12 protein-coding genes are annotated in these 11,690 nt (G+C 47.6%); 11 read left to right on the forward strand and 1 reads right to left on the reverse strand.

Features of this window, described 5'->3' with window-relative positions; translation table 11 throughout:
• The first annotated feature begins 7 nt into the window (after window positions 1-7).
• The 8 genes from AC07OI_RS07940 to AC07OI_RS07975 all read left to right on the forward strand — a co-directional run bounded on the left by AC07OI_RS07940 (window position 8) and on the right by AC07OI_RS07975 (window position 6,268).
• The gene (locus AC07OI_RS07940) at window positions 8-466 is read left to right on the forward strand and encodes a protein YgfX (RefSeq protein WP_495256834.1); all 459 of its coding nucleotides are present in this window, start codon (window positions 8-10) and stop codon (window positions 464-466) included.
• 136 nt (window positions 467-602) lie between these two features.
• Entirely contained in the window at window positions 603-1,205 is a 603-nt protein-coding gene (rpoE, locus tag AC07OI_RS07945; RefSeq protein ID WP_492704286.1) for an RNA polymerase sigma factor RpoE, read from the forward strand.
• A gap of 73 nt (window positions 1,206-1,278) precedes the next feature.
• Window positions 1,279-1,956: a sigma-E factor negative regulatory protein gene (locus tag AC07OI_RS07950; RefSeq protein ID WP_495256835.1), complete on the forward strand. Its 678-nt coding sequence runs from the start codon at window positions 1,279-1,281 to the stop codon at window positions 1,954-1,956.
• Between the two features lie 2 nt (window positions 1,957-1,958).
• A complete protein-coding gene (locus AC07OI_RS07955; RefSeq protein ID WP_492704288.1) occupies window positions 1,959-2,975 on the forward strand; it encodes a MucB/RseB C-terminal domain-containing protein in 1,017 nt (338 codons plus the stop codon).
• Between the two features lie 12 nt (window positions 2,976-2,987).
• Window positions 2,988-4,469, forward strand: a complete 1,482-nt coding sequence (locus AC07OI_RS07960; RefSeq protein WP_492704289.1) for a DegQ family serine endoprotease — start codon at window positions 2,988-2,990, stop codon at window positions 4,467-4,469.
• Between the two features lie 136 nt (window positions 4,470-4,605).
• Window positions 4,606-4,857 carry a glutaredoxin family protein gene (locus AC07OI_RS07965; protein ID WP_162041320.1) on the forward strand — a complete coding sequence of 84 codons (252 nt, stop codon included), beginning with the start codon at window positions 4,606-4,608 and terminating at the stop codon, window positions 4,855-4,857.
• Entirely contained in the window at window positions 4,850-5,455 is a 606-nt protein-coding gene (rnhB, locus tag AC07OI_RS07970) for a ribonuclease HII (RefSeq protein ID WP_495256836.1), read from the forward strand. Before AC07OI_RS07965 ends, rnhB begins: the two co-directional genes overlap by 8 nt.
• Entirely contained in the window at window positions 5,456-6,268 is an 813-nt protein-coding gene (locus AC07OI_RS07975) for a TrmH family RNA methyltransferase (RefSeq protein WP_495256837.1), read from the forward strand. It abuts the gene before it with no gap.
• 107 nt (window positions 6,269-6,375) lie between these two features.
• Here the strand turns inward: AC07OI_RS07975 and ppsR are convergent, their stop codons facing one another.
• Entirely contained in the window at window positions 6,376-7,224 is an 849-nt protein-coding gene (ppsR, locus tag AC07OI_RS07980) for a posphoenolpyruvate synthetase regulatory kinase/phosphorylase PpsR (protein ID WP_492704292.1), read from the reverse strand.
• A gap of 232 nt (window positions 7,225-7,456) precedes the next feature.
• Between ppsR and ppsA the strand changes: the two genes are divergently transcribed.
• The 3 genes from ppsA to AC07OI_RS07995 all read left to right on the forward strand — a co-directional run bounded on the left by ppsA (window position 7,457) and on the right by AC07OI_RS07995 (window position 11,641).
• Window positions 7,457-9,874 carry a phosphoenolpyruvate synthase gene (gene ppsA / locus AC07OI_RS07985; protein WP_495256838.1) on the forward strand — a complete coding sequence of 806 codons (2,418 nt, stop codon included), beginning with the start codon at window positions 7,457-7,459 and terminating at the stop codon, window positions 9,872-9,874.
• A gap of 229 nt (window positions 9,875-10,103) precedes the next feature.
• On the forward strand, window positions 10,104-10,631 hold the full coding sequence (locus AC07OI_RS07990) for an NfeD family protein (RefSeq protein ID WP_492704294.1): 528 nt from the start codon (window positions 10,104-10,106) through the stop codon (window positions 10,629-10,631).
• Window positions 10,632-10,690: 59 nt separating this feature from the next.
• Window positions 10,691-11,641, forward strand: a complete 951-nt coding sequence (locus AC07OI_RS07995) for an SPFH domain-containing protein (RefSeq protein ID WP_492704295.1) — start codon at window positions 10,691-10,693, stop codon at window positions 11,639-11,641.
• Window positions 11,642-11,690: the final 49 nt, after the last annotated feature.

The raw sequence follows: 11,690 nt of genomic DNA on the forward strand, positions 1-11,690 counted from the left end.
TTTTACCATGACGATAGCACTGCATATTGTTACCCGGGCTTCACGCATACTGCTATTGGCATGCTTATGCGTGCTGGTACTGGCGCATCTGAGCATCCTGTTGCTGGTGAAATCAAGCTCAGTGCCAGCCTATGTCACCTACCTGATTATCAGCAGTTCATTTTGCAGCAGCGCTTACCTTGTTTCCAGACATTGGCAACACATCCAGCAAAGCAGGCAGTTGAGTATTTCTGCGACAGGGGAGATGATACTTCACCTGAAAATACAGCAAGAGGTGCAGTTAACGAGGCTGAATGTGCATTTAAGTCACAAAAGTCGTATTTGGCCATACTTTTTATCAATTTTTTTACTTGATGAAGCGGGCAAGGAACATAAGTTGCTTATACTGCCAGATTCGTTGAGCCCTGCTGCATTCCAGGCATTGAGGGTTAGTTTGATATGGATTGGACAACATCAAGCAAACTGACATGAAATTTACTTCTGCCAAAGGAACTTTTAGGATTCACGCGGACTCTGACAGTATATAGATCGCGTATGTTGACGGTAATAACATGCATTTGGGACGGGCTTTTCTCGTTCCATGCAAATTTAGGAATGAATGAGTGACGACAGAACGCGAAATTGATCAGCTATTGGTTGAGCGCGTCCAGCGTGGTGACAAAAAAGCATTCGAGCTTCTGGTTTCCAAATACCAAAGGAAACTAATGCGGCTCGTGTCCCGGCTCGTCTACGATCATGCAGAAGCGGAAGATGTAGTGCAGGAAGCATTTATCAAGGCATACAGAGCATTACCGAATTTTCGTGGCGATTCCGCTTTTTATACCTGGTTGTACCGTATTGGGGTAAATACAGCGAAAAACCACCTGGTCACCCAAGGGCGCAGGGCTCCTACATCAACAGAAGCTGATGTGGATGAAGCAGAGTCTTTTGTTGATGCAGATGGCTTAAGGGATATCAATACGCCAGAGTCCCTGTTGGCAAGCAAGCAGATAGCAGAAACGGTGAACTCAGCCATGTCGACTTTGCCAGAGGAATTGCGTAATGCAATTACCCTGCGCGAGATAGAAGGCTTGAGCTACGATGAAATTGCAGAAGTCATGCTTTGTCCCATAGGGACGGTGAGAAGCAGGATATTCAGGGCGCGTGAAGCGATAGCCGAGAAATTGCGCCCCTTGTTGGGTACTACACTGGAACAACGCTGGTGAACGCTGGTCAAAGCTTGTATCGAACAAAACGCAGTACAAACGAATTCAAAAATAGTGGTAAAAGGTGAAAATTATGAACAAAAGCACAAATCAACACGAGAGTATCTCAGCCATGGCAGATGGCGAATTGAGTGATGCTCAGCTGGATTCCCTGCTTGCGAGCTTAAATGAAGCAGAAAGCAAAGATGCATGGGAAATTTATCACCAGATAGGTGATGTGCTTCGTTCAGAAGAATTGGCAGTTACTTTCAGTGCAGATTTTTCTCGGCGGTTTTCTGAAAAACTGAATGCCGAGCCTGTTGTACTGGCGCCAACAGCCATGCAAAAAAGCAGCGGGCAGGATAATCAGGGCAGGCAAAGGAAGCAAAAATTCCTGGGGGCTTACGCAGCCGTGGCTGGTATGGCTGCCGCAGCGGTGTTCGCCTTTGTCATGATCCCGCAATTGCAGTCTTTTCAGACTAATCCCGAAGCAGCGAGTCAAATCAGCAGCAAGGCTGCAAGTTCAGGCAATGTACAGCTAGCCAATCATACCGAAAACCCTGGTGTGAATACGCTGGCAGTGAATGAGCCTGTCAAACAAGCTTCTCAGCTTATGTCAGGCAATGATAAAAAGCCGGTAGAAATCGATATGCTGCGCGATCCACGAATTGACAGCTATCTGATGGCGCATCAGCGCTTTTCTCCCGCAATCAATAACGGAGCACAATACGTTACGCACGCTAACGCTGTTTCATCTGCTTCGGAAAAATAAATATGATGTGCGTATGGCGTTTTAATATCGCATTGACTGGGGCTGCCTGCTTGCTGGGTTTGTTGGCACCGGCAGCGGCGCAAGAGACAGTGGACGATAAGCGTGAAGTGCATAGCGTACTGCGTAAAATGCAGGCTTCTGCGCAAAAGCTGAATTATTCCGGTACTTTTGTTTATCAGCAAGCCAGTCAAATCAGGACTTCCAGAATTACCCATGTTCTTGATGGGAATAATGAACTGGAAAAATTGGAAATTCTTGATGGACAACCCAGAGAATACTTGCGAAAAAACGAAGAAGTAACCTGCTACCTGCCTGAAAGTAAGACCTTGCAGGTAGAGAAAAATGCAACACAAGAAGTATTTCCCGCCTTGTTGACCTCGAATGCGCAATCCCTCCCCGATTCTTATGCAATAAAAAAGGCTGAACTTGGCCGTGTCGCTGGTATCGATTGTCAGACATATTTGCTTGATCCACGCGATGGTTTCCGCTATGGCTACCGCCTCTGCGTAGAAAAAAATTCTGGCCTGTTGCTGCGTGCACAAACTGTCAATACCAGAAATGAAGTGATAGAACAAATCGCTTTCACTCAATTGACCATTGGAGATATTGACAAGCAGAGGGTAAAACCGACTTTTCAAAATACTGCACAATGGCAGGTTGAAAATTTAACGGTGCAGTCCAATATCCATTCAGGTTGGGTTGTTAAATCCTTGCCAGCCGGATTCAAGAAAACCCGTGAAATGAAGCGACTGATTCCCGCTGCTGGAAATGCAAAAAACAGTGATGGAACAGCGATCAAATCACATCAGGTAGTGCAAATGATTTTCTCTGATGGTTTGGCAGCGATTTCCGTTTTTATAGAACCGGATAGCGAAAACCGTACGGAGGGCAGTTTGCAGCAAGGTGCCATGACCATCATGGGGAAACGCCATGCTGAGTACTGGCTTACGGTGGTAGGTGAAGTGCCTGTCAGTGCAATCCGGCAAGTAATGAACTCAATTGAATTTAAACCTAAATAAGCGAATGACACCATGAAAGCGAATAAACTTTTTCCAATTGAAAAAATTGCTTCCACCCTGGTCTTGAGTGCCTGTGTGGGTTTTATTGCGCCGACCGCAATCAATGCCAATCCTGTGGCTGAGGCTGCAGCCGCTGTCGGTCTGCCTGATTTTACCGAACTGGTAGAAAAATCTGGCCCGGCTGTCGTGAATATCAGGACAACAGAAAAAGTTCAGCTAAACCAAAATGGTACGAGCGCTGAAGATGAGCAGATGCAGGAATTTTTCCGCCGCTTCTTCGGCACTCCCATGCCAACACCAAAACAACAACCAACTCCTAAAGGTCGTAAAACACCTCAACAACAAGAGGAGGAAGTGCCACGCGGCGTCGGTTCTGGTTTCATCATCTCCCAGGATGGCTATGTTTTGACAAATGCGCACGTGGTAGATGGCGCATCCGAAGTCTATGTCAAACTGACAGACAAGCGTGAATTCAAGGCAAAAGTCATTGGCGCAGATCGCCGTACTGATGTGGCAGTCTTGAAAATTGACGGTAGCAAATTGCCCCGCGTTACTATTGGTGACTCTGACAAAATCAAGGCGGGTGAATGGGTGATTGCCATCGGTTCTCCATTCGATCTCGACAATACAGTGACTGCAGGTATTATTTCTGCGAAGGCACGTGACACGGGTGATTATCTGCCGCTGATACAAACGGATGTGGCGGTCAATCCTGGCAACTCCGGTGGTCCGCTGATTAATATGCGTGGCGAAGTGATTGGTGTGAACTCGCAAATTTATAGCCGTTCTGGTGGCTATATGGGCATTTCATTTGCTATTCCGATTGACGAAGCCATGCGTGTCGTTGATCAACTGAAGTCCGCAGGTAAGGTTGTGCGAGGTTATCTGGGTGTTGAGCGTATAGACGTGCCTAAGGATATTGCCGAGGGTCTGGGATTGGCAAAAGCCCAAGGTGCATTGATACAGCGAGTCATGCCAGGTTCACCCGCAGAAAAGGCGGGGGTAGAGGTTGGCGACGTAATTCAAAAAGTTAACGGCACCGTGATTGATAGAGCTGTTGATCTGAACCGTGTCGTTGGCGATATCAAGCCTGGCGGCAAGGCGACAGTGACCGTTTGGCGCAAAGGTGGCGCCAGAGATATCGTGATTACGGTTGCTGAGGCTGATGTAGAAAAAACACCAGCAAAAACAGGGAAACAAAAAGCTGAGCCAGCCGCCAATGTATTTGGCTTGTCTATTACCGATCTGACAGAAGCACAGAAACGTGACGCGCATGTCAGTGGTGGCGTGATACTCGAAAATGCAGAAGGTGGTGCAGCCCGTGCTGGCCTGCAAGCGGGTGACATCATCACGCGTATTTTTAATACAGACATCAAGGACGCCAAGGAGTTTGCTGCTGTAATGGCAAAAGTTGATCAAAAGAAACCAGTTTTGTTATTGGTCAAACGTGGTGATGTGTCCAAATTCGTGGCAGTACGTCCAACAAATCAATAAGCTTTTTAAGTAATGCCAGGGCCACCCGTTTTTGGGTGGCCTTTTTTATTTTGTAGGTCTGATAGGGGCGACTTATAATGCTGGCATGGAGACTGAGCGCATGATGTCAGCACACCCACCACTTTAGGCAAAAACGATGATTCAATTTACACTTTATTCACGCAGTTATTGTCATCTCTGTGATGACATGCTGGAACAACTGCAAGCCTATAGCCCTGAATATGGCTTTACCGTCAAGGTAGTCGATGTTGATCAGGATGATGAAGTTCTGGCTTTGTACGATGAACTGGTGCCCGTCCTGGTAGGTCAGAAAGAAGGCCAGAGTCAGCAAAGGATTTGCCATTACTATCTTGATCCCGCCGCGTTGAAAGCTTTTTTCCATGCATGATCTGACACCTGGTTTATCTTTGTTTGATTATGACAATGAAGTGATTTGTGGCGTGGATGAAGCGGGCAGGGGACCATTGGCAGGGCCCGTCATGGCTGCAGCCGTGATTCTGGATCCGAGTCGTCCTATCGCCGGACTGCGGGATTCAAAGAAACTCAGCGAAGCAAAACGTGATCAACTGGCATTGGAGATCAAAGAACATGCCCTGGCCTGGTGTATCGCAGAGTGTTCTGAGCAAGAGATTGATGAGCTCAATATCCTGCAAGCCACCATGTTGGCCATGCGACGTGCGGTCGAGGGTTTATCGGTCCAGCCTACACTGGCACTGATAGATGGCAATCGTTGCCCGGTCATGTCCATAGCGTCGGAGGCTATCATCAAGGGTGATGACAAGGTGCCTGCAATATCGGCAGCATCCATATTAGCAAAAACTGCGCGCGACCATGTGTTAATGCAGTTACATGAAACTTATCCTCAATATGCGCTTGATCAGCATAAGGGCTATCCGACTGCCTTGCATCTGGAGCGTTTGCGCGAACATGGTGTATCGCCGATACACAGAAGATCTTATGCGCCAGTGAAAGCTTTACTCAAATAAATGAAATCGATTACTTCCCGTGACAATCCTCTCTACAAGGAATTCAAACAGCTTGCCACCAGTTCGCAGGCAAGGCGTAAGGCTGGTCGCACCTTGCTTGATGGTGTGCATCTGTGCGAGGCTTATTTTCAGCACCTGGGTGCACCAGAGTATTGCATCGTTGCAGAAAGTAGCATGGATAATGCTGAAGTAGCCGCTGTGCTGGCGCAAAGTGAACAACAGAAAACGCAGTGTATTTGCCTGCCAGATGCCTTGTACAAGGCACTAAGCCAGGTTGAGCATGGGGTAGGTGTGATGTTTGTTATCACTACGCCTGCTCCTGAATTTCCAGCTGCTTTGGCTTCATCTTCAGTGGTGCTGGACAATTTGCAAGACCCTGGCAATCTTGGCTCTATCCTGCGCAGTGCTGCCGCAGCGGGTATAAAAAACGTATTTTGCAGCCCCGGCACTGCGTTTGCATGGTCACCCAAAGTCATGCGCGCAGGCATGGGCGCACATTTTTTGCTGAATATTTTTGAAAATGTCGATTTGCCTGCATTATTAAACAGCGCTACGATTCCGGTGCTGGCTACCAGCTCTCACACCAGACAGACTATTTATCAAAGCAATTTGAATCAGGACGTAGTCTGGCTATTTGGTCACGAGGGACAGGGTGTTTCGCCTGAATTGATGTCTATGGCCACCAGTACAGTGACTATACCCCAGCAAGCTGCGATAGAGTCTCTGAATGTGGCGGCCAGCGCTGCCATCTGCTTTTTTGAGCAAGTACGGCAGCAACTGGATACACAAACGGAGAGGCTGCCGCAAAATTAACTTGGCGTTGTCGCCCCGTCCGAATGTTAAACTGGGTACTAAAGTGCTGTCTGCGCCGGCGACGCCTAGCCGGGGGCGCCAAGCCACCTTAATTTTGCAACAGTCTCTTAGTAAATCCGCACGTCAGATTTAATTTCCTGCAAAATCGTGGTTGAGATCTCTTCTATCGATTTTGCGGTTGATGACAGCCAGCGTATGCCTTCACGCTTCATCATCAGCTCTGCCTCGTTGACTTCGTAGCGGCAGTTTTCCAATGAGGCATATTTGCTGCCTGGGCGACGTTCATTACGAATTTCTGACAGGCGTTCAGGCGCAATACTCAAGCCAAAAATCTTGCCTTTAAATTCAGGTAATGCCGAAGGTAGCTTGCCTCGTTCAAAATCATCAGGAATCAAAGGATAGTTTGCTGCCTTGATGCCATATTGCATCGCCAGATATAGCGTGGTTGGGGTTTTGCCCGAGCGCGACACGCCAACCAGTATCACATCTGCCGTCGATAAATTTTTGTTGGACTGGCCATCGTCATGCGCCAGCGAGAAATTGATGGCTTCTATCCTGTTTTTATATTCTTCAGAGTCCGTAATATTGTGGCTACGCCCTATGGTGTGGGTGGACTTGACGCCCAGTTCTTGTTCCAGTGGAGAGACAAAGGTTTGTATCAAATCCATGTGCAAACCCTTGGATTTGAAAACAACACCAGCCAGGTCAGTTTTGACCAGTGTGGAAAATACGATGGGGCGATTTCCTTCAGCCGTATAAGCATCATTGATCTTGCGCACGGCATCGTGGGCTTTTTCCAGCGTATCGATAAAGGGCAAACGAACTTGTTTGAATTTTAAGTCAAATTGCGTCAATACCGAGTGACCAAAGGTTTCTGCAGTGATGCCAGTGCCATCCGAGACAAAAAAGACGGTACGGTTTGCTGCAGGCCGGACTTGCTGGGGAGTATCTGACATGATAGTTTTATATAAATAATAGCAATAGACTGGACGAAATATATTTGTACTCTTAGAAACAAAAAAGACTGCAAATTCTTATTCCGTTTAGATAAATCTTGCAGGACACAATGTAAAATGCTGCAACAGCATGTCAAGCGTAGTTCGCCTCAAGAATAACAAAAAATCAGCGGGATACGAAGCAGCACGGCATTAAACAGCAAAGATTTCTTACCATCAAAAAGAGGTTGTTATGTCCAACGCAGCAATTACTGAAGCAACTTATGTTGCCTCGTTTGAGCATTTACGCATGACGGATGTTGAATCCGTCGGCGGGAAAAATGCTTCATTAGGCGAAATGATTAGCCAGCTGGCAACAGCGGGTGTACGTGTTCCTGGTGGCTTTGCCACCACTGCACAGGCTTTTCGCGATTTCCTGACGCATAGTATCGATGGCGGCTTGCCGCTGGAAAAACGTATTGCCGACCGTCTTGAACATCTCAATATCGACGATGTCAAGGAACTGGCAAAAGCCGGTGCTGATATCCGTCAATGGATCATAGATACGCCTTTTCAACCACGCCTGCTGAAAGAGATAGAAGAGTTTTACAACAAGCTGGTGTCTGACTCTACTGCTGAAATGTCATTTGCTGTGCGTTCTTCTGCTACTGCAGAAGATTTGCCAGATGCGTCTTTCGCCGGTCAGCAAGAAACCTTCTTGAATGTTGTTGGAATTGACAATATCCTGGAGGCGATGAAGCACGTATTTGCTTCGTTGTATAACGACAGGGCGATTTCTTACCGCGTCCATAAAGGATTTACCCACGCTGAAGTTGCCTTGTCTGCCGGTGTGCAGCGTATGGTGCGTTCTGATCTGGGCGCAGCTGGCGTCATGTTCACGATAGATACAGAGTCCGGTTTTAAGGACGTGGTCTTCATTACGTCCAGCTATGGCCTGGGGGAAACCGTGGTGCAGGGCGCGGTTAATCCTGACGAATTCTATGTCCATAAGCCTATGCTGGAGCAGGGTAAATTGCCTGTCATACGCCGCAATATCGGTTCCAAGCTCATTAAAATGGAATTCACTGGTGAAGCCAAGGCAGGCCGCTCTGTAAAAACCGTGGATGTGCCAGTTGAATTGCGTAACCGCTATTCACTGAATGATACCGAAGTGGTGGAGCTGGCCAAGTACGCTACTATCATCGAAAAACATTATGGCCGCCCTATGGATATCGAATGGGGCAAGGATGGCCGTGACGGCAAACTGTACATCCTGCAAGCACGTCCAGAGACCGTCAAATCCCAGCAAAAACCTACTGATGCACAACAGCGCTTCAAACTCAAAGGCAGTGGCACAGTATTAGCCTCTGGCCGTGCGATTGGCCAGAAGATAGGTGCAGGCCGTGTACGCGTTATTCATGATCCATCCGAAATGGAAAGAGTGCAACCTGGCGATGTACTGGTTGCCGACATGACAGATCCCAACTGGGAACCCGTCATGAAGCGCGCTGCCGCGATTGTCACCAACCGTGGTGGCCGTACCTGCCATGCAGCGATCATCGCGCGTGAACTGGGTGTACCAGCCGTAGTGGGCTGCGAAGATGCGACCGATGTGCTGAAAGACGGCACTCTGGTTACCGTATCTTGTGCTGAGGGTGATGAAGGCAAGATTTACGATGGTTTGCTGGAAACCGAAGTGACTGAAGAGCTGCGCGGTGAATTGCCCAAGCTGTCTTTGAAAATCATGCTCAATGTCGGTAATCCTCAACTGGCATTTGACTTCCAGTCTGTGCCGAATGAAGGCGTTGGTCTGGCACGTCTGGAGTTCATCATCAATAACAATATCGGCGTACATCCAAAAGCGATTCTGGAATACCCGAATATTGATGCTGACCTCAAAAAAGCGGTGGAATCTGTTGCCCGTGGACATGCGTCTCCAAGAGCCTTTTATGTCGACAAACTGGCAGAAGGTATTGCGACTATTGCCGCAGCATTCTGGCCGAAGAAAGTCATCGTTCGCTTGTCTGACTTCAAGTCGAATGAATACAAGAAACTCATAGGCGGATCACGCTATGAGCCGGATGAAGAAAATCCGATGTTGGGTTTCCGCGGTGCAGCACGTTATCTGGCGCCGGATTTTGCCGAGTCATTCGAAATGGAATGCCAGGCCATGAAACGTGTGCGTAATGAGATGGGCCTGACCAATGTAGAAATCATGGTGCCTTTCGTACGTACCCTGGGTCAGGCTGAAAAAGTCGTGAATCTGCTGGCAAAAAATGGACTCAAGCGCGGGGAAAATGGCTTGCGTTTGATCATGATGTGCGAAGTCCCATCGAATGCAATTCTGGCGGAAGAGTTCCTGCAATTCTTTGATGGTTTCTCTATTGGCTCCAATGACCTGACACAGTTGACCCTGGGTCTGGATCGCGATTCCGGCATGGAATTGCTGGCAGCGGATTTTGATGAACGTGACCCTGCTGTACGCGCCTTGTTGTCACGTGCGATCGCCGCCTGTCGCAAACTCGACAAGTATGTCGGCATCTGCGGCCAGGGGCCATCCGATCATCCGGACTTTGCTGAATGGTTGATGAAAGAAGGAATAGAATCGATTTCCCTGAACCCTGATTCAGTGATTGATACCTGGCAGAAACTTGCAGCGGTCGGAAAATAAGTAGTCTGAATTAATGTAAAAAACGGGAACTCCTTGCAAAAGGGTTCCCGTTTTTTCTTGTTGGTGCGCCGCAACATAAATCGAATGTGACCCCTTGTATTTTTTAAAATTAGGACTAGACTACCGGTGTCGAAACTTAAGAAAAAGAAAATCAATACTTCAACAAAATTCCTGGAAGAGCCCTCGTTACCACGTCAGGTAACGGGGGCTTTTTTGTGAGTAAATTCCTATGGCGATTACCGATGAAAAATATAAGCCAGTCATAGAGAATACAAAAGTAGCAGAATTTATAAATACAAAAGTTGATAAGGAGAATAAGAATATGAACGGATGGATGATGTGGATGATATTGGCGGGCATAGTCGTGATATTTGAATTGTTCACGGGTACGTTTTACTTACTGATGATTTCAATTGGCCTGGTGGCAGGTGCTTTGGCGGCTGTATTTCAACTGGGTTCAGAGAGTCAGATGATTGTTGCGGCTGTTGTTGGCGCACTTGCAACTGCGGCCCTGCACAAGAGTAAATATGGCTGGAAAGAAAATGCAAATGCTGCCCGTGACCCGAATGTGAATATGGATATAGGGCAAACCTTGCAAGTCAATGAATGGAAGGATTTAGGTAATGGCAAGTTTGCCGCAAGAACCATGTATCGCGGTGCCATGTGGGATGTTGAATTGCAGCACTCGGCAGGCTATCCCGGTGCTTATATTATTGAAGAAATACAAGGTAGCCGTTTGATAGTAAAACCGTCGTAGCAGTACAAAGAATAATTGAAATCATATAAGACAAACTGAATAACAATAAAGGTAAGGATATGGAAAATATAGGTAGCGTCGCTCTGGTTTTATTGGTGTTGGCCATGGTATTTGTTTTCAAAACCATCAATGTCGTACCACAACAGCATGCCTGGGTTGTGGAGCGACTTGGTAAATATCATGCCACGCTGGGGCCAGGTCTGAATATCGTGGTGCCTTTTGTTGATCGCATCGCTTATAAACACATACTGAAAGAAATCCCGCTGGATGTACCGCCGCAGGTTTGTATCACCAGGGACAATACGCAATTGCAGGTAGATGGTATTTTGTACTTCCAGATTACTGATGCCATGCGCGCATCATATGGCTCGTCCAACTATATCTCTGCCATTACGCAACTGGCGCAAACCACCTTGCGTTCTGTCATCGGTAAGATGGAGCTTGACAAGACTTTTGAAGAACGTGATCACATCAATACCACGATCGTCAACGCGATTGATGAATCGGCAGCCAACTGGGGCGTCAAGGTCTTGCGTTACGAGATCAAGGATTTGACACCGCCTAAAGAAATCTTGCATGCAATGCAGGCACAAATCACTGCAGAGCGTGAAAAACGTGCTTTGATCGCCGCATCAGAAGGTCGCAAGCAAGAGCAGATCAATATCGCAACGGGTGAGCGTGAAGCTTCTATTGCCAAATCCGAAGGTGAAAAACAGGCATCGATCAACCGCGCACAAGGTCAGGCTGCAGCCATATTGGCGATTGCTGAAGCAAGTGCAGAAGCGATACGTAAAACAGCTGCAGCGATACAGTCGCCAGGTGGTGCCGATGCGGTTAATTTGAAAGTCGCCGAGCAATATGTTAGCGCATTCGGCAACCTGGCTAAAACCAATAATTCGATTATTGTACCAGCCAATCTGGGCGATATGAGTGGTCTGATAGCTACAGCCATGCAAGTTGTCAAGTCTCAAAAACCTGCTGTCATCGAGTCGCCACGACGACCCGTCTAATCAAATGAGGGGCGTGACAGGCTCCTCATTGTCGTAACACTACCCACAC

This window comes from Undibacterium sp. GW821-FHT07F11, from assembly GCF_059418665.1.

Coding starts and splice junctions, on each gene's coding strand:
- AC07OI_RS07995 (WP_492704295.1), top strand. CDS start 10,691: ATGGAAAATATAGGTAGCGTCGCTCTGGTTTTATTGGTGTTGGCCATG.
- rnhB (WP_495256836.1), top strand. CDS start 4,850: ATGCATGATCTGACACCTGGTTTATCTTTGTTTGATTATGACAATGAA.
- AC07OI_RS07990 (WP_492704294.1), top strand. CDS start 10,104: ATGGCGATTACCGATGAAAAATATAAGCCAGTCATAGAGAATACAAAA.
- AC07OI_RS07975 (WP_495256837.1), top strand. CDS start 5,456: ATGAAATCGATTACTTCCCGTGACAATCCTCTCTACAAGGAATTCAAA.
- AC07OI_RS07955 (WP_492704288.1), top strand. CDS start 1,959: ATGATGTGCGTATGGCGTTTTAATATCGCATTGACTGGGGCTGCCTGC.
- ppsR (WP_492704292.1), bottom strand. CDS start 7,224: ATGTCAGATACTCCCCAGCAAGTCCGGCCTGCAGCAAACCGTACCGTC.
- ppsA (WP_495256838.1), top strand. CDS start 7,457: ATGTCCAACGCAGCAATTACTGAAGCAACTTATGTTGCCTCGTTTGAG.
- AC07OI_RS07960 (WP_492704289.1), top strand. CDS start 2,988: ATGAAAGCGAATAAACTTTTTCCAATTGAAAAAATTGCTTCCACCCTG.
- AC07OI_RS07950 (WP_495256835.1), top strand. CDS start 1,279: ATGAACAAAAGCACAAATCAACACGAGAGTATCTCAGCCATGGCAGAT.
- AC07OI_RS07940 (WP_495256834.1), top strand. CDS start 8: ATGACGATAGCACTGCATATTGTTACCCGGGCTTCACGCATACTGCTA.
- AC07OI_RS07965 (WP_162041320.1), top strand. CDS start 4,606: ATGATTCAATTTACACTTTATTCACGCAGTTATTGTCATCTCTGTGAT.